Origin of the sequence: Rheinheimera fenheensis (assembly GCF_039871805.1) — a bacterium.
GTDB lineage: Bacteria > Pseudomonadota > Gammaproteobacteria > Enterobacterales > Alteromonadaceae > Alishewanella > Alishewanella fenheensis.
On the sequence record NZ_JBDPJM010000001.1, the window covers coordinates 98,013 to 116,796 of the forward strand.

17 protein-coding genes are annotated in these 18,784 nt (G+C 53.5%); 8 read left to right on the forward strand and 9 right to left on the reverse strand.

The genetic code is table 11. The annotated features are described in order from the left end of the window. The first annotated feature begins 15 nt into the window (after positions 1-15). Both lpxL and ABGI61_RS00335 read left to right on the forward strand, forming a co-directional pair. Entirely contained in the window at positions 16-948 is a 933-nt protein-coding gene (gene lpxL, locus ABGI61_RS00330; protein ID WP_347595141.1) for an LpxL/LpxP family Kdo(2)-lipid IV(A) lauroyl/palmitoleoyl acyltransferase, read from the forward strand. Positions 949-950: 2 nt separating this feature from the next. Continuing rightward, positions 951-1,538, forward strand: a complete 588-nt coding sequence (locus ABGI61_RS00335; RefSeq protein WP_347595144.1) for a TcpQ domain-containing protein — start codon at positions 951-953, stop codon at positions 1,536-1,538. Here the strand turns inward: ABGI61_RS00335 and glnE are convergent. Continuing rightward, on the reverse strand, positions 1,535-4,363 hold the full coding sequence (gene glnE, locus ABGI61_RS00340) for a bifunctional [glutamate--ammonia ligase]-adenylyl-L-tyrosine phosphorylase/[glutamate--ammonia-ligase] adenylyltransferase (RefSeq protein WP_347595147.1): 2,829 nt from the start codon (positions 4,361-4,363) through the stop codon (positions 1,535-1,537). The two genes, ABGI61_RS00335 and glnE, sit on opposite strands and share 4 nt — an antisense overlap. Further along, entirely contained in the window at positions 4,350-5,297 is a 948-nt protein-coding gene (locus ABGI61_RS00345) for a CYTH domain-containing protein (RefSeq protein WP_347595150.1), read from the reverse strand. Before ABGI61_RS00345 ends, glnE begins: the two co-directional genes overlap by 14 nt. A 132-nt stretch (positions 5,298-5,429) precedes the next feature. Here ABGI61_RS00345 and ABGI61_RS00350 point away from each other — a divergent pair, with 132 nt between their 5' ends. Beyond that, positions 5,430-6,035: a TIGR04211 family SH3 domain-containing protein gene (locus tag ABGI61_RS00350; protein WP_347595153.1), complete on the forward strand. Its 606-nt coding sequence runs from the start codon at positions 5,430-5,432 to the stop codon at positions 6,033-6,035. Positions 6,036-6,045: 10 nt separating this feature from the next. Here the strand turns inward: ABGI61_RS00350 and ABGI61_RS00355 are convergent, their stop codons facing one another. Then, entirely contained in the window at positions 6,046-6,552 is a 507-nt protein-coding gene (locus ABGI61_RS00355; protein ID WP_347595156.1) for an Lrp/AsnC ligand binding domain-containing protein, read from the reverse strand. 131 nt (positions 6,553-6,683) lie between these two features. Here ABGI61_RS00355 and putA point away from each other — a divergent pair, with 131 nt between their 5' ends. Further along, positions 6,684-10,460, forward strand: coding sequence for a bifunctional proline dehydrogenase/L-glutamate gamma-semialdehyde dehydrogenase PutA (gene putA / locus ABGI61_RS00360; protein WP_347595159.1), 3,777 nt, complete (start codon positions 6,684-6,686; stop codon positions 10,458-10,460). 165 nt (positions 10,461-10,625) lie between these two features. Further along, complete coding sequence (locus ABGI61_RS00365) at positions 10,626-11,762, forward strand: cyclic di-GMP phosphodiesterase (protein ID WP_347595162.1); 1,137 nt, start codon at positions 10,626-10,628, stop codon at positions 11,760-11,762. Between the two features lie 36 nt (positions 11,763-11,798). Here ABGI61_RS00365 and ABGI61_RS00370 read toward each other — a convergent pair whose 3' ends face one another. Both ABGI61_RS00370 and ABGI61_RS00375 read right to left on the reverse strand, forming a co-directional pair. Continuing rightward, positions 11,799-12,575: a general secretion pathway protein GspB gene (locus ABGI61_RS00370; RefSeq protein WP_347595165.1), complete on the reverse strand. Its 777-nt coding sequence runs from the start codon at positions 12,573-12,575 to the stop codon at positions 11,799-11,801. 23 nt (positions 12,576-12,598) lie between these two features. Continuing rightward, complete coding sequence (locus tag ABGI61_RS00375; protein WP_347595168.1) at positions 12,599-13,525, reverse strand: ExeA family protein; 927 nt, start codon at positions 13,523-13,525, stop codon at positions 12,599-12,601. Positions 13,526-13,594: 69 nt separating this feature from the next. On the opposite strand from ABGI61_RS00375, the gene ABGI61_RS00380 reads away from it, so the two are divergent. Beyond that, positions 13,595-14,851, forward strand: coding sequence for a multifunctional CCA addition/repair protein (locus tag ABGI61_RS00380; protein WP_347595171.1), 1,257 nt, complete (start codon positions 13,595-13,597; stop codon positions 14,849-14,851). 51 nt (positions 14,852-14,902) lie between these two features. Here ABGI61_RS00380 and ABGI61_RS00385 read toward each other — a convergent pair whose 3' ends face one another. From ABGI61_RS00385 to folB, 3 genes are read right to left on the reverse strand one after another with little or no spacing between them, the layout of a single operon-like run. After that, the gene (locus ABGI61_RS00385; RefSeq protein ID WP_347595173.1) at positions 14,903-15,706 is read right to left on the reverse strand and encodes an undecaprenyl-diphosphate phosphatase; all 804 of its coding nucleotides are present in this window, start codon (positions 15,704-15,706) and stop codon (positions 14,903-14,905) included. 2 nt (positions 15,707-15,708) lie between these two features. Further along, on the reverse strand, positions 15,709-16,197 hold the full coding sequence (gene folK, locus ABGI61_RS00390) for a 2-amino-4-hydroxy-6-hydroxymethyldihydropteridine diphosphokinase (protein ID WP_347595176.1): 489 nt from the start codon (positions 16,195-16,197) through the stop codon (positions 15,709-15,711). Beyond that, a complete protein-coding gene (folB, locus tag ABGI61_RS00395; protein ID WP_347595179.1) occupies positions 16,197-16,550 on the reverse strand; it encodes a dihydroneopterin aldolase in 354 nt (117 codons plus the stop codon). Before folB ends, folK begins: the two co-directional genes overlap by 1 nt. A gap of 138 nt (positions 16,551-16,688) precedes the next feature. On the opposite strand from folB, the gene plsY reads away from it, so the two are divergent. Then, the gene (plsY, locus tag ABGI61_RS00400; RefSeq protein ID WP_347595182.1) at positions 16,689-17,294 is read left to right on the forward strand and encodes a glycerol-3-phosphate 1-O-acyltransferase PlsY; all 606 of its coding nucleotides are present in this window, start codon (positions 16,689-16,691) and stop codon (positions 17,292-17,294) included. On the opposite strand, the gene tsaD is transcribed toward plsY, so the two are convergent. Next, entirely contained in the window at positions 17,295-18,308 is a 1,014-nt protein-coding gene (tsaD, locus tag ABGI61_RS00405; protein ID WP_347595185.1) for a tRNA (adenosine(37)-N6)-threonylcarbamoyltransferase complex transferase subunit TsaD, read from the reverse strand. Between the two features lie 180 nt (positions 18,309-18,488). On the opposite strand from tsaD, the gene rpsU reads away from it, so the two are divergent. Then, complete coding sequence (gene rpsU, locus ABGI61_RS00410; protein ID WP_027671378.1) at positions 18,489-18,704, forward strand: 30S ribosomal protein S21; 216 nt, start codon at positions 18,489-18,491, stop codon at positions 18,702-18,704. Positions 18,705-18,784: the final 80 nt, after the last annotated feature.

Genomic DNA, 18,784 nt, shown 5'->3' on the forward strand with positions numbered 1-18,784 from the left:
CACTGAGGATATCGCGTGGTTCAGGCTCCGCAGTTCAGCTGGCGTTTTTTATTGCCACAATACTGGTTACTTTGGTTTGGCGCAGCGCTGCTGTGGATAATCAGTTGGTTGCCTTACCCGGTATTAATGGCACTGGGCAATGGCTTTGGCCGCCTGTTAGGTAAAATGCTTAAATCGCGCCGCAAGGTGGCCCTGCGCAATATCCAGTTGTGTTTCCCCGACATGCCCGCCGCCGAGCAACAAGCCCTGGTAGAACGCAATTTCAGTGAGACCGGCAAAGCCCTGTTTGACACCGTCATTGGCTGGTGGTGGCCAAACTGGCGGATAAAAAAACTGGCGCATTTTAGCGGCTATGAACACATTGAAACCGCTTTAGCCGAAGGTAAAGGCGTACTGCTACTAGCGGCGCATTTTTTACACCTGGAAGGCGCTTGCCGCGTGTTTGGTCTTACTCACCCCAGCGTCGGGTTTTATCGGCCCCACAACAACCCGCTGATGGACTATCTGCAGTACCATGGCCGCAACCGCGCCAATAAATATATGATTGGCAAACGCGATGTTAAGGGGCTGATTGAAGCACTTAACCAGCAGGAAGTGTGTTTTTACTTACCGGATCAGGACTATGGCCGCAATCGCGCCGAATTTGTGCCATTTTTTGCCGTGCCAGATGCGGCCACCACTACCGGTACGCTATTATTTGCCAAAGCGGCCAACTGCGTGGTTATCCCGGTAATCACCAGCCGGCTATCGGGCAGCCAAGGCTACAAAATTACTGTATTACCCGCGTTAGAGGGTTTCCCCAGCGGGAATGACAAAGCCGACGTTACCCGGGTGAACCAGTGGGTAGAGCAAGCGGTACTGCAACATCCGGAGCAATATATGTGGTTGCACCGGCGCTTTAAAACCCGGCCCGATGCTAACGCGCCGTCACTTTATAAAGGACAGTAAAAATGTGGTTCTGGATCCGTAATATCAGCTTGCTGCTTATTTTAGGCGGCCTGGCGTACCTGCTTTTGACCAAGCCGGATTTTTTGATCCGTAAAGACTCCACCAATGTGGCGGCTGAGGGCTTTAGCGAGTTTTACAGTAAAATTCGTGGCTCATTAGCCGATGGTGCCCGTGAACTGTCGCAATTCAAACTTACCCTGCCCGATACCAGCGACAAGTTAAGCACACAGCTGCAGCAGCGCAGCGCTGTAGTGGTGCCGGCCGACATCAACTGGCGCGGCTCTGTGACCGACCGGCGTTTTCGTGAGGGTGATACGCTTAAAACAGAACTGACCGAGTTCGCCCGCGCCGAAGGTCTGGAGCTGTTCTGGACCTTACCGCGTGACTACGTGGTAAAGCAGTATTTTCAGATTGATGACTCGTTAATTGCCACCATACATAAAGTGTCTGTTGCTATTGCACCGGATTTTTCGTCCCCGGTACAGGCGTTCTTTTGCCCGGGGGAACGGGCCGCGGTGATCACAGACAAAAGCAATCCATATCTGTCAGAGCACTGCATCAGTGCCGCCACGCCGCCGAAAAAAGACTAGCCGACGGCTCCGCCAAACAACTGTTGCCACACCTGCGCCACCTGTGCTTTCGCAATCTGTAAACTGTCATCGGCCGGTAAGGTAGCCGGTGCCAGGGTTTGTCGGTGGCCGTAACCGCGCAGCAACTGATAAGCCTGCTGTAGTTGCTGTACTTGTGCGCTGCTGAGCAAACCGCACTCGGCGGCGGCATCTAAAATGCGGATATTATCGCTGTAACGATACAAAGCGGCATGCTGATGTGCATAGGCCAGCACTAAAAACTGGCTGATAAACTCCAGATCAACAATGCCGCCACTGCTGTGCTTGGGGTCTTCCGTCTCCACACCATGATGCTGCCGCAGTTTCTGCCGCATCTGCACCACATCAGTAGCCAGTTTGGCTAATTCGCGCGGCGAGCTGAGGATCTGCTGACGGATATGTAAAAAACGCTGTTGCATAGCGTCGGTGCCATAAATGGCGCGCGCCCGCACCAGTGCCTGATGCTCCCAGGTCCAGGCCTCTTGCAGCAAGTACTGCTGGTAAGTATCGATATTCACTGCCAGCAAACCTGAATTGCCCGACGGCCTGAGCCGGGTGTCAACCTCGTACAGTACACCGCTGTTGGTGCGGGTAGTACACAGATGCAATACCCGCTGCACCAGCTTTAAATAAAACTGTTTGGAATCTATCGACCGCTCGCCGTCCGTCGGTGCCTGACTGTCACAATTGTGCACAAAGACTAAATCGAGATCTGAGCCATAACCCAGCTCCCAACCGCCCAGCTTGCCATAAGCAATTACTGCCAGGCCTTTGTCCTGCTCACTGGCATTGGCAGGTATACCGTAACGCTGCACCATTTGCTGCCACGCCAGCTCGACAACCTGCGCCATGATCACTTCGGCCAGCCAGGTCAGATGGTCGCTCACTTTCATTAGCGGCAGTGCTCCACTGATGTCGGCAGCGGCGATGCGCAGTTGCTGCGCCTGTTTAAACTGGCGCAGGGTTTCCATTAGCAGCTCTAAATCATCATCAGGCACCCGCAGCATATGTTGGCGCAGCCGGTCGCGATAATCGGCGACGGTGGCAACCTGATATAACTGAGCCGGATCAATCAGCTCATCCAGCAGCATCGGATAGCGCGCCAACTGCTCGGCCAGCCAGCCACTCTGGCTACACAGCAACACCAGCTGTTTTAGCGCGGCATTATTTTCAAATAACAGTTCCAGATAAGCTGTGCGGGTGACAATTTGCCGGAACACGCCCAGCACGCGGTTTAGCACCGCCGCTCCGGCCTGTTGTTGTTGCAGTAAATACAAGAGTTGTGGCACCAGTTTGGCCAGATAATCGCGGCCACGCGGCCCGACACTGCGCCTTTGGCAGTCCTGTTTAAATTGCTGCAGCGCACTAATCAGTGCTTGCGCTTCCTCTTCTGCTAACCATTCCAGCTGGCTGGCCAGCTCAGTCGGGCTTTGCTCGCTGTCCCAAATCAGCCGACCTAAGCTGTTGTCCTGAGCCTCGGCCTCATCGCCGTTATCGATAACCTGCTTAAACTGCTGATGCACCCGCGCCATGGCAGTATCGAGCTGTTGCTGTAGCACTTGCCAGTCGGTTTGCCCCAAGGCGGCCAACAACTGGCTGCGCGCCAGGGCTTGTTGCGGCAAGGTTTGGGTTTGTTGATCATCAATACCCTGCAAAAATTGCTCAACACGGCGCAGCAGCAGGTAATCTTCGCGCAGCGCATCGGCCTGCTCTGAGGTTAATATCTGTTCATTGCAAAGTACCTGAAGGGCTTTCAACAACGACGGCTGCTGCAGTGCCGGAATACGCCCGCCGCGAATAAGCTGCAGGGTTTGCACGATAAATTCCACTTCACGGATGCCGCCAACCCCGAGCTTAATATTGTCACGCCGGTTTAAGCGGCGGTTCTCCTGCTCAATTTGCTGCTTCATGCGTCGTAGCGACTCGATAGCAGAAAAATCAATATAACGGCGGTAAATAAATGGCTTTAACAGTTGCTGCAGCTCCCGGCTGTGATAGCCATCGGAGTTTAATACCCGGGCTTTTAGCATGGCATAACGTTCCCACTCGCGGCCCTGCTCCTGGTAATAGTCTTCCATCGCCGCAAAACTGAGCACCAATGGCCCACTGTCGCCAAAAGGTCGCAGGCGCATATCAACCCGATAGACAAAGCCATCGGCCGTTACCTGATGCAAAGCCGCAATCAGCTTTTGCCCAAGCTTAGTAAAAAACGGCTGATGTTCGCAGCTGCGCCGCCCGCCTTGGGTTTCGCCATTAGCCGGGTAGGTAAAGATCAGGTCAATGTCGGAGGAAAAATTCAGCTCAGCGCCGCCCAATTTACCCATGCCCAGAATAAGCAGTGGCATCGGCTGACCACGTTCGTCCAGCGGCGTGCCCCACTGCGCCGTTAACTGCTGATAAGCCCAACGATAGGCCGCATTAATCAACTGATCAGCAAGCGCAGATACCGCCAGCAGGCTTTGCTCTATGCTCTGCAGCTGAAGCACATCGGCGGCTAAAATGCTGCCAAGCCTGGCATTGCGTACCTGTCGCAGCAGGCGAAACAATGCCGCCTCGTCCAACTGCTCGCAGCCGGCTAAGGCTGCGCTGGCGTAATGCTCCATTTGCTTTAGTTGGTTGGCGTCGCCAAACACCTGAAGCAGCGCAGGCTGCTGCACCAGCGTACGGCCAATAAAGCTACTGGCGGCCAGCAACTGACCAAGCTGCGCCTGTTGCGCTTCGGTTAACTGCCCGGTATCAAGCTGGCTAAGCTGCTGCGTTAACACCTGCGCTAAAGCGCCGTCCTTTATCATGTCAGCCGTTGCCATCTTGGCCTCCGTCACCACTTTGCTGATACAGGTAGTGTGATACGTCAAGTAGCCACAGCTGATAAGCAGTAGAGGCAAAGACTGGCTCGCCTTCGGCACAGTGCTGTGCCCACTGCTGCGCCTGTGCCGCCTGGGTATCAAGCGCTATCTGGTCCAGCGTGTCGGCCAGCTGTTGCAGATACTGCGCCGCGACCGGCAAGGCCAGTGTGCCCTGCTGTGGGTAACAGGCTTCCGCTTGCTGCAGAGCACTCAGCTGTCTGGTCAGCTGCTGCTGTAAATTCAAGCTGTCTTCAGCAACTGGCGCTGCAGGTAACGCCAATGACCGGTCGGCACGCAGCAAATAACCGCGCGCCGCTTTACTTAACCAGCCGGCCTGTAGTGGCAGGCTACTGAGTAACTGTCGGGCCAGGCTAAATAAGGTCTCACCATTGCCACTTAGCAGCTCTAACTCTAATTCTGCAATCGGTTGCTGCTTGCATGACGCCTCAATACAACCGGTATCGTAAGCCAGCTCGACCCTGCTGCCATCACGGGTGTTAAGCTGCCAGCTATGGCGGATAAAATCGGTGCGAAACAGTTCGGTAAGCTTACTTTGCAACGCTTGAATGTCAGTATTTGCCGGCCAGATATGTGGCGGAAAGTCTGCCAGTACCGGCAGTACAGATGCACAGGGCATATTGTATTCCGGCCGCATTTGCAAGGCGCCATGCTGCTGGCCGGATAGCTTGATGGTTTGCTCATAACGGCCGTTTTTCAACCGGCTGCGCAGCCCCATATCATGGCGGCGAAACCAATTATCGGCGGTATCGAAATAGGCATTCAGTAACGCATGCTCAGCCTGGTGTTGCACCTGCGCCAGTTGCGGCAACAGCGAAATTAATTGCGGTAAATACGTTGCCGGCAAGGCAAACTTCAGCTCAAGTTCATTACTCATCTGCTACTCTGTGACGTTGGTGCTGGCAATAACAGCCATTACCGTTTTAAACCTTGTCAATTGCGGCGCAACTCCCTATCATCCAAGGTGTTGGCAGCAAAGCTGTTTTATAAAAATAAGCTCAGGATACCTATGTTCAGATTAATTAAAAGCACCCTGCTGGTATTATTTTCCGCTTACTGGCTAACACTCAGCGGTGCCGTTTACGCGCAAGCTGAAGCCAAACCCGCTTTCGTCAGTGATGCCCTGTTTGTTTACCTGCACTCTGGCCCCAGTAACCAGTACCGTATTATCGGCACCGTCAACGCTGGACAAAGTATTACTTATTTGGGCGAAGACGCTGAAACCGGCTATGCCCACATTCAATATGACGCCGATAAAACCGGTTGGCTGCCAAAAGAGTATGTCACCTTTACTCCCGGCTTGGTGGCACAGCTGGCCGATCTAAAAGCGCAATATGCCAAACATAATGAAACCGTGCTGGCGTTAGAGCAACAACGTGACGAGTTAAATAGTCAGTTGACTCAGGCAGTAACTGAGCGTGAAACCGCTTTGGAGCAATTGCAGCAAGCCAACCGCGCTTACGAGCAGTTAAAAGTACAGCTGGAAAACACACAAAGCTCGATTTGGGAAAAGCCCATGGTGCTGGGCTCGCTGATTTTGTTGGCGGGTTTAATCTTTGGTTTAGTGTTACCACTGCTCATCCCTAAACGCCGCAACAGCGAACGCTGGATGTAACCAGGCAACCTTAGCCCGTTGTAGGCGGGCTCTCTGTTGGCTTAATCGGCAAGCCTGCATCATTTTTCACCTGTTCAATCACCACATAAGTATGGGTTTGCGCCACACCAGGCAAATCGACAATCAGTGCCAGTATACTGCGATAAGCATCCATATTAGGCAGGCGCAACTTTAACAAGTAGTCAAAACCACCAGCGACCATATGACACTCTGCCACCTGTGGAATTTGCACCACGGCATCGCGGAATTTATCAAACACTTCACTGGTGGTTCTGTCTAGCGTCACCTGAATAAAGGCCGCTGTACCAAAGCCTAGCTTGGCGGCGTTTAAGCGCGCCCCGAAGCCGTCGATGTAGCCTTCTTTTTCCAATCGTTTGACCCGGTCAATGCAGGGGCTGGCACTTAAATTGACCTTTTTTGCCAAATCAACATTAGCAATGCGGCCGTCGCGCTGCAGGGTGTCGAGAATACTGAGGTCAATCCGGTCTAAGCCTTTACTTTTTGCAGGTGTATTCATGGCAGTAATTTTTCTGGTTTTACTGAATTCATACAGAATTATATAGGGTTAAAACGCAAAAATAACCACCCTATGCTGCGGACATTTTACTAAAATGCCGCATTCTTATTCTTGTCAGGAAGCTAACTGCAATGTTGTATAACGGTTCCCTGGTTGCCACCCAACCGCTGCGTCAAACTATCCGAGATTTCTACCGTGCTGATGAAGACAAGGTATTAAGTTACCTGTTGCCACTGGCCGATATTGGCGTTAATGCCCGCAGCCGGGCCTGGGAGCGCGCCCGCCAGTTAGTGCTGACTATTCGCCAGGCCCAGGTGGGCAAAGGCGGCGTTGATGCCTTATTAAATGAATTTTCTTTGTCGACCGAAGAAGGCCTGGTGCTGATGTGCCTGGCAGAGGCCCTGCTGCGGGTGCCGGATAAAACCACGGCCGACCGCCTTATTCGCGACAAACTGTCACAAGGTGACTGGAGCGCACACTTGGGCAACAGCAGTTCGCTGTTTGTTAACGCCTCAGCCTGGGGTCTGCTGTTAACCGGCAAGCTGGTGAACTACTCAGACGAGCAAAAGAAACAACAATTTGGCCTGTTAAAACGCACTTGCGGCCGTTTAGGCGAGCCCGTGATCCGTCAGGCAGTGCGTTATGCGATGCAAATTATGGGCGCGCAGTTCGTGATGGGCACCACTATTGATGCCGCGCTTGAGCGTGCAACCGAAATGGAAGCTAAAGGCTTTCGTTATTCCTACGACATGCTGGGTGAAGGTGCCCGCACCATGGCCGATGCCGATCGCTATTTTGACAGCTACATGCGCGCCATCGACACCATTGGTAAAGCTGCCAAAGGCCGCGGCCCGTTTAACAGTCCGGGCATTTCCGTCAAGCTGTCGGCCATTCACCCGCGCTATGAATTCAGCCACCGCGACCGCGTAATAAACGAGCTGGTGCCGCGGGTAAAACAGCTGGCACTGGCTGCCAAAGCCTATGATATTGGCTTTACCATTGATGCCGAAGAAGCCGACCGGCTGGATTTGTCACTGGATATTATTGAAGCAGTGTTTAGCGATCCGGCGCTGGATGGCTGGGAAGGCTTTGGCCTGGCGGTGCAAGCGTACCAAAAGCGGGGCATCCATGTGATTGAGTGGCTACGCGAATTAACGCTGAAAGTGGGCCGTAAAATGATGGTACGGCTGGTAAAAGGCGCCTATTGGGATACCGAAATTAAACTAAGCCAGTTAGAGGGTTTTAGCGACTTCCCGGTATTTAGCCGCAAGCCGTCAACCGATGTGTCGTATCAGGCCTGTGCCAAGAAAATGCTCAGCTACCGCGACAGCATTTACCCGCAATTTGCCACCCATAATGCGTACACTGTTGCCACCATTATGGAAATGACCACCGATTACAGCGGTTTTGAGTTCCAGCGCCTGCATGGCATGGGCGATGCGCTGTACGACGAAATCGTTATTAAAGATAAGATCCCCTGCCGCATTTATGCGCCGGTGGGCGAGCATTCTGACTTGCTGGCCTATTTAGTGCGCCGTCTGCTGGAAAACGGTGCCAATAGCTCCTTTGTAAACAACATCGTCGATGAAACCATACCGGTGGAGTCACTGCTGACGGATCCGGTTGAAACGGTTCGCGGCTGGCAAAGCGTGCGCAACCGGCAAATTCCATTGCCGGCTAATTTATATGGTAGCGAGCGGCTCAATTCTAATGGCCTGGATCTGACCGACATTGACCAGTTAGAGCAGGTTAAAAAAGTGGTGTCGCTATGGTTTGACAGCATTAAACAGCTGCCAGTGCAACACGATGCGGTGCCGGTAACCAACCCGGCGAATCTGGATGAAGTGATAGGTTACCTGCACTACGCCGACGAAAAGCAAATGCAGCAGATTTTGGCCAATGCCGAAACGGCCTTTGCCAGCTGGTCTCAGACCGACGTAAAAGAGCGCGCCGAGCTGCTGCGCCGTATTGGCGATGCCTTAGAAGTACACCGCAATGAACTGTTGGCGCTGTGCGTCAAAGAAGCCGGTAAAACCTTAGGCGACAGCGTGGCTGAAGTACGCGAAGCCATCGATTTTTGCCGCTACTATGCCGCCCGCGCTGAAGAGCTGTTTGCCAAGCCGCAGCAGGCGCGTGGGGTGTTTTTATGTATCAGCCCGTGGAACTTCCCACTGGCCATTTTCTTAGGCCAGGTGGCAGCCGCTATTGTTACCGGTAACACCGTGGTCGCCAAACCGGCCGAGCAAACCAGTTTAATTGCCATTCGCACTGTAGAGATTATGCGCGACTGCGGCATGCCCGAGCATGTGGTGCAGCTGGTGATTGCCCCAGGCCGTCAGATGGGCGAGCACATCGTGCCAGACAGCCGCATTCAGGGCGTCATGTTTACCGGCTCTACCGAAACCGGTTGCTGGATTGCGCGTAAACTGGCCGAGCGCGGCGGCGAGCCGGTACCTTTGATTGCAGAAACCGGTGGCCAAAACTGCATGATCGTTGACTCTACCGCCCTGCCAGAGCAGGTGGTTGACGATGTGATCTCATCCGGTTTCCAAAGTGCCGGCCAGCGCTGCTCAGCCCTGCGGGTACTGTTTTTACAGGACGATGTGGCCGATAAAATTATCACCATGTTAAAAGGCGCCATGGCGCAGCTGCATGTCGGCGACCCGCAGTGGCTTAGTACCGACTTAGGCCCGGTCATCGACGCCAAAGCCCACGAGCGCTTAAGCGCCCATGTGCAGTATCTGGCCGATAAAGCCACCTTGCATTATGAGTGCGCCATCCCGCAGGAAGGCAAACACTACTTCTTTGCTCCACGTTTATATGAAATCAGCGATTTAACCGTGCTGGAGCGTGAGGTATTCGGCCCTGTAGTGCACATTATCCGCTTTAAAGCCGATGAGCTCGATAGCATTATCAACCAGATTAATGCCACCGGTTATGGCTTAACCATGGGCGTACACAGCCGTATTGAGCAGTTTACCCGTCGTATTGCCCGCGACATTAAAGCCGGCAATATTTACGTTAACCGCAATATGATTGGCGCTGTGGTCGGCGTGCAGCCGTTTGGCGGCCGCGGTTTATCCGGCACCGGCCCTAAAGCCGGCGGTCCGCTGTATTTAACCCGGCTGGTGAAAGATAATCTGGATGCCAGCTGCGCAGCGCTTAGCGAGCAAAAACGCCACAGTCTGCTTAGTGAGACCACCAGTAACGCTGTCGCTTACGCTATGCCAGTAGCCGCCAGCGCCCAACAGGCCTGGGCCATGCTGCCCATTAACCAGCGCACCTCGGTACTGCGGCAGTTCTTAGCCTCGCTGGCCGCAAACACTGTGGTTAATAAGCAAGAGCCTGATTTAGAACAAGTGCTGACGCTGGCGCAGCAAAAACTGCAGCGGGTCGAACGTGAACTGCAACGCCCAGTGAGCCTGCCCGGCCCCACTGGTGAAAGCAACACGCTAGTGCTTGACCCGCGCGGCGTGCTGGCACTGGTACGTGACGACAGCAGCAGCTTTAGCTACTGGCTGGTGGCGATTATTACTGCGCTGGCGGCCGGTAATGCCGTGATCACTGCGGTAGAAGAGCAGGATTTTGCCGAAGCCGAAGCCTGCATTAAAGCCCTGCAGCAAGCCGGTATGCCACAGCATTTGCTGGCTGTAGTGCGGCTGGACTGCCTGACAACCCTGCTGGCGCATCCCGACCTGGCCGGTGCCATGGTAGAAGTCAGCAGTGCAGTAAAACCGCTGTGCGCCGAGCTTGTTGCTGCGCGGCCGGGTGCCATACTGCCACTGATTACCGCGCCAGCCGGCCCGCAGTTACTGCACCGTCTGGTAACGGAAAAAACCATTACCATCAACACCACTGCCGCCGGCGGCAATGCGTCACTGATGACGATGGCAGACAACGTCGGTTAATATTTCTCCGCCACCTTTACGATAAAGCCCGTTTTTACGGGCTTTATGCTATGTTTTAATTCAGATTGTCGCAGCGCAGCGACAAATCATCTTTTTGTTAATTTATAGTTAAGGTGCTTCAGGTATACTGAGCCGCTAACAGAGCGTTTGGCAAAGGTGTTATAGATGCCGTATCAGGAAGTCCGCATCGCTGATCTGCAGCCGGGAAGCTACGTGGTGCAGGTACTACAACAAAGCGGCGAAGTGATCGTTAAACATGCCGGTTGGGTGCGCACTACCCAGGCCGTCGATGTGCTGCGCCGCAAGGGCGTGCAGGTTGTACTGATTGATCCGGCTAAAACCCTGAAACCAGAGCCTGTTGAAAACCTTACTGATAGCGCCAGCCAAACCACCCGCAGCGATGAAGCCCCAGCGCGCAGTGTATTTAGCGATGAGTGGCCCAAAGCCGAACGTGCCCTGCTAAATACACAAAAGGTTCAGCGCCAGCTGCTCGACGCCGTGCGCCAGCAACAGCAAATTGACCTTACCCTGGTTTATGAGGTCAGCGCCGGTTTAGCCGAGTCGATTAGCCGCAATCAGGACGTGCTGTTGTGCTTAAGTCGTATTGCCGAGCAAAGTGACAGCCTGCTGCAGCACAGTATTAATTGTGCTGTGTATATGGCGGCTTTTGCCCGTTATCTGAATTTACCGCCACACAAGGTGCAGGCCCTGATTACCGCCGCACTGCTACATGATATTGGCAAAGCGATAAACCCCGATTTGCTGCAAGCCGAAGATCACAAAGCGATACCGGCCAGTCTAAATGCGCTGCAAAAAACCGCCAATCTCGCCGGTGAAGTGTCATTGTGGATCAGCCAGCACTGCGCCCACTTAGATGGCAGCGGCTCACCGAAAATCAGCGCCGGCCAAATCGAAAAAGCCAGCCGCATGCTGGCTATTGTTAACAGCTACGAAAAGCTTACCTCACCGCAAACCAGCAAATTGGGACCGCTGGCAGCGTCGCGCATGTTACTGGAGCGTACACCGCATAAGCTGGACGCGGAACTGTTACAGCAGTTTATTAAATGTATTGGTATTTACCCGCCGGGCTCAGTGGTAAAACTCAGTAGCGGCAAACTGGCGCTGGTACTGGAAAATAACGCCAAAAAGCCGTTACTACCGAAAGTAAAAGTGTTTTATCACAGTGTGCATCAACACCATATTCCGCCTAAGGTACTGGATTTAGCCCGCCAGCAGGAAGAACAGATAGACAGCTGTGTGGAGTTAAAAAAATATGGTCTGGACGTGCACAACTATATCTAGTCTTAGCAGTGCAATCACTGTATTCGGCTGCCAGCCTCAAACACCCTGCCATTCGCTTAACGCGGCCATGCTAAACAACTGATTGCCCAGCTGCAGCAGCACGAACTGCGGCGTAATTTCTTTAATACGAATGTCGGCCGTTACCCACTGGCCTTCCTGCAGCGTCTTGCCATTCACCTTGACCCAACGCTGGTTAGTGCTGGTGGCATAGACATGCGCCTCAAATTTAAGCGGCGGGATCTGCAGCTGTAATGGCCGCTCCAGGCTGGCGATATCCACTGCCGGCGCGTTATGGCTGCGCACTGGAGCTGGACGTACATTTTGCGCCGTAGCTTCTAACGCTGAGGCAAATTTGTCTCTGAGCTCAGCCGACACTTCGGTACTGTTAGCGATTGGCTCGACACCGGTTTTACTGGTGGCCTGTAGCGGCTGAGGCTCAGCGGCGGCAGTGCCAGCCGTCATGGTAGCAACCGGCGGCGGGGTAACAAACTCTTCTTGTACCGGCGCAGGCGGCGGGTTCAGGCTTTGCTCCAACTGCTGTGGCAGCTGTGTCGGTGAGGCGGTATCGGGGTTTAGCGTTAATGCCGCACTAATTTGCTCGCTGCTGGCCGGTGTGGCTGTCTCGTCGGCTGCTGCCTGGCGATTAAGCTGCACAGCGGCAGGGCTAAACCAATAGGCCAGCAAGGCGCCAAGACACAGTGCCAACAACAGGGCTAATGCCAGTGCCAACTTGCGCCAGAAGGCCAGGCTGTCATTGGGCTGCGGTAGTGTGTGTTGCTGCTGTTGTTTCAGCGCATCCATTAAAATTGACATCTCGTCTCTTCTACACCTTGTCGTTAGGGCGCGGTTAACCAGGGTAGCACCAACATGGCTAATCCGAAGCCCAGCACTATAGCGCAAAGGCCCAGTACAGGCCAGAACCAGCGTGGCAATGCTACGGCCTTGCTTTGCTGCGATAATGGCAAAATTTCACCGGCAGCCTGACGTACCAGCTTGTCGCTGACGATCGCCTGCTGCTGGCTGTAAGCGCCCAGTAAGGCCCGATCAGCCATTAAATTTAATAGCCGCGGTATACCGCCAGACAAATGGTATAAACGTTTTATTGCCGCCTCACTAAACACCGGCCGGCTGCAGCCGGCTACCTGCAAGCGAAACTTCAGGTAGTGCCTGACTTCGTCTGGTGTTAATGGCAGCAGGTGGTAACGCGCAGTGATGCGCTGGGCTAACTGGCGTAAATCATTACGTTTTAACAGCTGCTGCAGCTCGGGCTGGCCTATTAGGATCACCTGTAGTAATTTGCGGGTATTAGTTTCCAAATTGGTCAGCAGCCTAAGCTGCTCCAGCACAGCTGGCTGCAAATGCTGTGCTTCATCAATGATCAGTAAGGTGTGTTTACCGGCTTCGTGGTTTTTCAGTAAGCGGGCTTTAATTTTGTCGCCCAGCAGCTTTAAGCTGGCATCGGCTTTTTTGTAGCGGATTTTCAGCTCATCACAAATGGCGGCTAATAGCTCCAGCTCTGACAGCGTTGGGTTTAAAATAAACGCCACCTCGGCTTTATCATCCAGCTCCTGCAGCAAACAGCGCGATACCGTGGTTTTACCGGTGCCCACTTCACCGGTAAGTAGCACAAAGCCGCCCGCTTCGCCTAAGCCAAAACGTAAATGCGCTAAAGCCTCGGCATGGCGCGGGCTCAGGTACATAAAATCCGGGTTGGGCGCAATGGAAAAAGGCGCACTGCTTAAGCCAAAAAATCCGGTATACATACGGCTTCCTGCTGGTTGAAGTGAACTGCATCCTGGTGCAGCCGTGCATTTTGCAACTCGGCGGGTATAATGGCAAAAAATTACGCAGCAGGAAAGCCGGTGCAACGTTATCTGGTGGGTGGTGCCGTTCGCGACACCCTTTTAGGTTACCCGTTTCATGAACGTGACTGGGTTGTGGTAGGTGCCACACCCCAGCAAATGCTGGATCTGGGTTATCAACAAGTCGGGAAGGATTTTCCGGTCTTTTTACACCCGCAAACCAAAGAAGAGCATGCACTGGCGCGCACCGAGCGTAAAAGTGGTCGCGGTTATACCGGCTTTAGCGTCTATGCCGCACCGGATGTCACTCTGGAGCAAGATTTACAACGGCGTGATTTAACCATTAACGCCATAGCGCAAGCCGATGACGGCGAGCTGATTGATCCCTTTGGCGGCGTGGCTGATCTAAAGCATAAAGTGCTGCGCCATGTGTCTGAGGCCTTTGCCGAAGATCCGCTGCGCGTACTCAGGGTGGCACGCTTTTATGCCCGCTATGCGCATTTGGGTTTTAGCGTGGCGGCAGAGACGCAACAGTTGATGCGCACCCTGGCAGACGAGCTGGCGACGTTAACCCCCGAACGGGTATGGCAGGAAACCGCTAAAGCGCTGGGCGAGCGCACACCGCAAGCCTACTTTCAGCTGCTGTATGATACCGGCGCCCTGCAGGTGTTAATGCCAGAGCTGGCCGCGTTGTGGGGCGTACCACAACCGCCACAGTGGCACCCGGAAATTGATACCGGCGTGCATACCCTACTGGTATTGGCGCAGGCCGCCGTGTTATCAGCACGTATCGACATCCGCTTTGCTGCGCTGGTGCATGACTTGGGTAAAGGCGTCACTCAACCCGAACTTTGGCCGTCGCATCATGGCCACGAGCATACCGGGCTGCCGCTTATAAACCAGCTGTGCGACCGTCTAAAAGCACCCAACGACTGCCGCGAGCTGGCGCTACTGGTGTGTGAGTATCATCAGCTGGTGCACCGTGCTCTTGAGCTAAAAAGCGCCACTGTGCTAAAGCTGTTTGATGCGATTGACCTGTGGCGTAAACCCGCCCGGCTGGATGCCATTTTACTAAGCTGCACCGCCGATTTACGTGGCCGCACCGGCTTTGAACAGGCAGAGTACCGGCAGGCAGACTACCTGCAAGCGCTGGCCGGCGCCGCGCGGCAGGTTTCAGCAAAAGATATGGTCGCTCAGGGTCTGCAAGGCGAAGCGATAAAACAGGGCTTACACCGCGCCCGTTTAGCCGCCATTGAGGCCGCCAAACAGCAGTGGCAGGCAGGGTAAGGCGCAAGCTTAGCGCGGTTTAAACCGCGCTAAATAAGCTCTGGGCGCTAATCAGGCTGCGCTGCTCAGCACCAACAGCAACACCACACCCAGAATGAGCCGGTAAATGACAAAAGGCAACATGCCCATACGCTCTATCACTTTTAAAAACAGGTGAATACAGATAAAGGCACTGATAAATGACAAACCGGTGCCAAGCAAAATGGCACTGACATCGTACTGGGTGGGTTCGGCTATTAGTTTGGAGCCCTGATAGCCGCCGCTGAGAATAATAATAGGAATAGACAACAGAAACGAGAAGCGCGCCGCACTCACCCGATCCAGCCCCAGCATCAGCGCTGCTGTCATGGTAATGCCGGAGCGCGACGTACCCGGTATAAGCGCCACTGCCTGGGCAATACCAATCAGTAGCGCCTGCTTCCAGCTCAGCTGTGCCATGCTTTGCACCTGCTTTGCTGTGGCATCCGCCAGCCAAAGCGCCAAACCAAATACGATAGTGGTAATGGCAATCACATAGGGCGAGCGTAGAAAGGTTTCAATTAAGTCACCAGCCAATAAGCCAAACAGCCCGGCAGGAATGGTCGCCAGGATCACCCACCAGGCCAGCTTACTGTCAGTACTGTGTTTACCTGCTAATGACTGCACCCAGCCGACCGTCAGCTGTCCGATATCGCGGCGAAAGTACAGCATCACCGCCAGTAAAGTGCCAACATGCACCGCCACATCAAATACCAGGCCCTGGTCCTGCCAGCCTAAAATGGCTGACGGCAAAATAAGGTGGGCAGAAGAAGAAATAGGTAGAAACTCCGTCAGGCCCTGAATAATGGCCAGAATAATCACTTCCACTGTACTCAAGGTTACTCGCTCCAGTTAAATGGCACCGGCCATAGTTTTTGTTGTTTGCTGTAGCTCTGCCATAAGCTGGCATAGGTTTTACCGCTGCTTGGATGCAGCACATCAGGGGCAAGTTCCGCCAACGGCCACAGCACAAAGGCATTTTCAGTAATTTCAGCCCGCGGCAATTCCACCGGTTGCTGACAAATCAAGTTATCATAAGTCAGTAAGTCCAAATCCAGTGTACGGCCACTAAATTTGGCCGCGCTGCGATCGCGGCCAAACTGATCTTCAATCTGTTTAAACAGGGCAATACAATCTGCCACTGACAAATGCGTGTCTGCAGCAGCAACCAGGTTATAAAATGGCTCGCCGACAAAGCCGACCGCTTCACTTTCATATACAGACGATAACTGCACGGCGCCAAACTGCTTTTGTAATTCGGCCACAGCAGCGCGTACATGGTAGTCCCGGCGTGTATTGCTGCCAATACTGATATAAATACGTGCCATTAACTGCGGCTCCGCACTATTTGCACGCCCACGGTTTGCGCTTGCTGCACCGCCCCGGGCTTACTTACCGTCACCTCGACTTTTTCCGTGGCAAACTCAGACAGCAGCATGGCCGCCACCCGCTCGGCGACAGTTTCTATCAGCTCAATCGGCTGGGCAGTAATAAGCGCCGTGACTTTTTCGGCGATGACGGCATAGTCCAGGGTTAATCTAATGTCGTCCTGATCTGCTGCTGCTGTTACATCCGTATACAGCGTAATATCGAGCAGCAGACGCTGCTGAATGGTTTTTTCCCAGTCGTAAACGCCAATCACGGTGTCTACTTGTAGCTGTTTTATAAAAACTATGTCCATTCAGTTACATCCGCATTGCGTTATTTCTCGTTTCAGGTAGGCTGGTCGGATAGGCAAAACCGTGAAAACCCTATATTCTGCTGGCGTTTCGCCGGGATGCAATCTTAACGTAAAAACTGGTGCTGAGGAACCGCCTTAATGACCCCGCTGATTGGAATTATGATGCTGGCAGCCTATCTTTGTGGCTCCATTTCGTCGGCAGTGCTGGTCAGCAAGCTGTTTCGCTTACCCGACCCCCGCTTACATGGCTCGGGCAACCCCGGCGCCACTAACGTTCTGCGTCTAGGTGGTAAATTACCGGCGGTACTGGTGCTGGTATTTGATATTTTAAAAGGCACTATACCGGTATGGGGTTCGTATTTTCTTAAAATTGAACCGCTGTATTTGGGCCTGATTGCCATTTGCGCTTGTCTTGGACATATCTTCCCGCTGTTTTTTGGCTTTAAAGGCGGCAAAGCCGTTGCTACGGCGTTTGGCGCTATGATGCCAATTGGGCTTGATTTAGCCGGCCTGTTAATTGCCAGCTGGCTCATTATTGTCGCGCTAAGTGGTTACTCATCACTGGCCGCCATTTTAACCGTTAGCCTGGCACCGCTATTTACCTGGTTTATTAAACCGCTGTATACCGTGCCGGTGTTAATGCTGAGCGTGCTGATTATTTTGCGCCACCGCGAAAATATCGTGCGGCTGTATCAAGGCAAAGAAAGCAAAGTTTGGGACAAATCCAAACGCATTCGGGAATAATCAAACCGCCGGCAATTCTTGCATTGGCCAGCGTGGCGTCACACCGATGGTTAAATCCTGCTGCTGGCCCGCCGCTAAGCGGTAGTAGCCCGCCAGCGCAATCATGGCGCCGTTATCGGTGCAAAATTCTTTGCGTGGGTAATACACCTCACCACCATGACACTTAAGCAGCTTGGCTAATTGCTCGCGCAGCGAGGTATTGGCACTAACGCCCCCGGCGATCACCAGCCGGTTATAACCGGTTTGTTCTAGCGCCCGCTCACATTTAATCACCAGGGTGTCCACCACCGCTTGCTGAAACGACGCAGCTATATCGGCCTGAACCTGACTGCTGTTGCCCTCTTTGGCAATGACATTCGCCGCCGCCGTTTTTAAGCCACTAAAGCTAAAATCCAGCCCTGGCCTGTCGGTCATTGGCCGCGGGAATTTGTACTTTTTGCTGTCGCCCTGTGTTGCCAGTTTGGCCAGCAGCGGGCCGCCTGGATAATCCAGCCCCATTAATTTCGCGGTTTTATCAAAGGCTTCGCCGGCCGCATCATCGATAGACTCGCCCAGCAAGGTGTAACGGCCAATACCCTCTACACCGACTAACTGCGTGTGGCCACCGGACACCAGCAGCGCTAAAAACGGAAACGGCGGCGGGTTAGCTTCCAGCATCGGCGCCAACAAATGGCCTTCCATATGATGCACCGCCAGCGCTGGCTTGCCCCAGGCCAGTGCCAGTGAGCGGCCAATGGCGGCACCAACCAGCAAGGCACCGGCTAAACCCGGGCCGGCAGTATAGGCCACGCCATCAATACTGGCCGCGTCGCAATTAGCCTCGCTAAGCGCCTGTTTAATCAGAGGGATCGTTTTACGGATATGGTCACGCGAGGCCAATTCCGGCACTACACCGCCATAGTCAGCATGTAACGGAATTTGGCTGTACAGCACATGGCTAAGTAAACCCTGCTGGTCATCATAGATGGCAATACCGGTTTCATCGCAGGAGGTTTCTATACCTAAAACTCGCATCTGGGCCTCAAGTCCGCTAAAATGGCGGCCATTGTACCGGCTCTGCACCAGCAGAGCCAGAGGATCGGATTTAGATCGCAGAATTGCTTTACATCGCCCCGTCTTTTTGCGTAAAATGCCGCACCATTTTTAATCGTATTGGTTTCGAGATAACCAATTTGGCCCTGAGGTGAGAATTTAATGCCTGTTGTTAAAGTAAAAGAAAACGAACCCTTTGACGTAGCGTTACGTCGTTTCAAGCGCTCATGCGAAAAAGCAGGCGTATTAGCTGACGTTCGCGCGAAAGAATTCTACGAGAAGCCAACCTGGATCCGTAAGCGTAAAAAAGCAGCAGCTGTTAAGCGTCACGCTAAGAAGCTGTCTCGCGAAAACGCTCGTCGTATTAAGCTGTACTAAGCCAAACTGCTTAGGGTACCCGCTTTACGACCACGGCACTGCTGGCTGGTCTGTCAGCCGCTAAAAGCCGTAGTGATATT